Consider the following 2,143-nt stretch of genomic DNA (forward strand, 5'->3'; position numbering starts at 1 on the left):
ATTAATCGCGACAAACTCAGTCCCCATCAAAGATCCAGCTGTGTCGTCTTCGTAATTCAACAACCGACGTATCTGAGCTGCATCTTCCTTCGGCATCAACGCCAAATACATCCCCAATTCACGCTGGTCCATGTCTTCAAACAAGTCAACCGAATTATCGGTGTACATTTGGTTCAGCATTTGGGCAGCATAACGTGGTGACATTTCCTCCAGCAAGTCGTTAATATCAACGTCTTCGGGTTCAATTTCGTCAAAGACTTCCGCCAATTCAGTTGGCGTTAACCACTCGATAATTTGGTGACGGAGCTGTGATGGCAAAGTCACATAAAAAACGGCCTTGTCGTAACCGTGAAGTTCGTCAAAGCCGTCCAAGAACGCCTCTTTCTCACCATGTTCCAAATAATTGACCAAGTGATGAGCTTGTTCGGAAAGTTCATCACGCATCTCATCTGTAATTTCGTCCAGCATGTCGTTCATGATTCTTTCCCCGCATTCTTAATAATTAATTTTCGTCTGGTTCGACTTGATAGCCGTCCAAAACAGCCACGATATCTTGTGGCAATGCACTTTGCGTCGTGCGTTCAACTTGTGCAAATGGATCATAGAAGCGTAACCAATAAGCATGCAACGCTTGGCGTGTAATACCACGATCCATTGGGCCACCATAGATTTCATCCCCAATCAATGGGTGACCCAAATACTTAAAGTGCACACGAATTTGGTGTGTACGGCCAGTGTGCAACTGCACGCGGACCAACGTTTGGTTGCCAAAACGCTTCACAACCCAGTACTCAGTTTGTGAAGGACGCCCATCTTCACGCACTTCGCGTCGAATAAAGTCGTCGTCCATCCGACCAATTGGTGCATCGATAAAGCCGTAATCATCTGGCAAATCGCCATCGACAATTGCATAGTAACGCTTATCAACTGAGTGCGTTTGCAACTGCTTGTCGAGCAAGCCATGGGCAAAACGGTGCTTGGCCAACAAAGCAACCCCCGACGTAAAGCGATCTAGTCGCGTTACCACGTGGGGCACTAAATCCTCAGCCCCAGACCGGGCTAAGTAGCCCTTAACCCGGTTAACCATGGTCGTTTCACGGTCAGCTTTACCCGGCACTGACGTCACGCCAGCTTCCTTTTCAACAACCAACCAGTTTTCGTCTTCATATAAGACCGTGATTGGCAAATCTGACATTGCAACGACGTCATTTGATTCTTCAGGTGGCATCACAATCGTGACCTTATCACCTGGCTTAACCTCATCGACGGTCCGAACTTGCTTACCCGCAAGGAGCACTGCCCCGCCACCACGCTTCACAATGGAAAACATGCGGTGTGAGACACCACGTTGGGCTAAGAACGTCTTAATTTTAAGCGTTTCGTCGCCTTGGTTGATCCAACTGAATTGGGCCATTACTTTACCTCCGTACCAATAAAGCTTGACTGAACACGGTGCCAGAAGTGCATGTGTCGATACTCAGCAAACTGAATTTTTGTTTTAGACACGCGGAACTCAATCCAATCAATGTTTGAGGCAATTTTGCTCAAATGATCGAAACTAAGGGTTACCGCTGCGCCGTCGTTTTCTAGTTGCACCCGAATAACTTCGTGGTTTCCAATAATCAATGGTGAACCAAGTGTTCGGAATACCCGACTGTTAATCGAAGCAATTTCTGCTAATTGGATAGCATCCAAGCTTGGGTGCATCACTGCCCCGCCGATTGCCTTATTATAGGCGGTTGAGCCAGTTGGCGTTGACGCTGTCAAACCATCCCCACGGAATCGTTCAAACAACTCACCTTGAATGTACACATCTGCCACCAAAGTACCCAATGGTCGCTTAATGGCGGCTTCGTTCAATGCAAGAACGCGTTCTTCTCGGCCGTCAGTATACCGGACGTGCGCTTCCAACAAGGGATACTTAACTGTTCGAGCGTCTTCATCATTGACCAAACTATCAATCAATTCGTCAATTTCAAAATGTTGCCAGTCCGCATAAAAGCCCAAGTGACCAGTATGCACGCCAATAAAGCGCACAAAAGCCAATTGATCGGCATAGTGATGGAAAGCCCCAAGCAAGGTACCATCTCCGCCCACTGAAATCACAACATCTGGATGCTCGTCATCAAAGACAATCTTATCG

Annotated in this window: 2 protein-coding genes and 1 pseudogene; all 3 read right to left on the bottom strand. The window is 47.4% G+C overall.

From position 1 onward, the window contains the following. A pseudogene (locus WEIDD23_RS02435) lies at positions 1-477 on the bottom strand (magnesium transporter); the annotation flags it as partial. Between the two features lie 25 nt (positions 478-502). Beyond that, positions 503-1,414 (bottom strand): RluA family pseudouridine synthase, encoded by a 912-nt coding sequence (locus WEIDD23_RS02440; RefSeq protein WP_010373833.1) that lies wholly within the window; start codon positions 1,412-1,414, stop codon positions 503-505. After that, positions 1,414-2,143: NAD kinase (locus WEIDD23_RS02445; RefSeq protein ID WP_062358724.1), on the bottom strand; the 730-nt coding region annotated here is incomplete at its 5' end. The genes WEIDD23_RS02445 and WEIDD23_RS02440, both read right to left, overlap by 1 nt.

Source organism: Weissella sp. DD23, from assembly GCF_001579105.1.
GTDB classification, from domain to species: Bacteria; Bacillota; Bacilli; order Lactobacillales; family Lactobacillaceae; genus Weissella; species Weissella cibaria.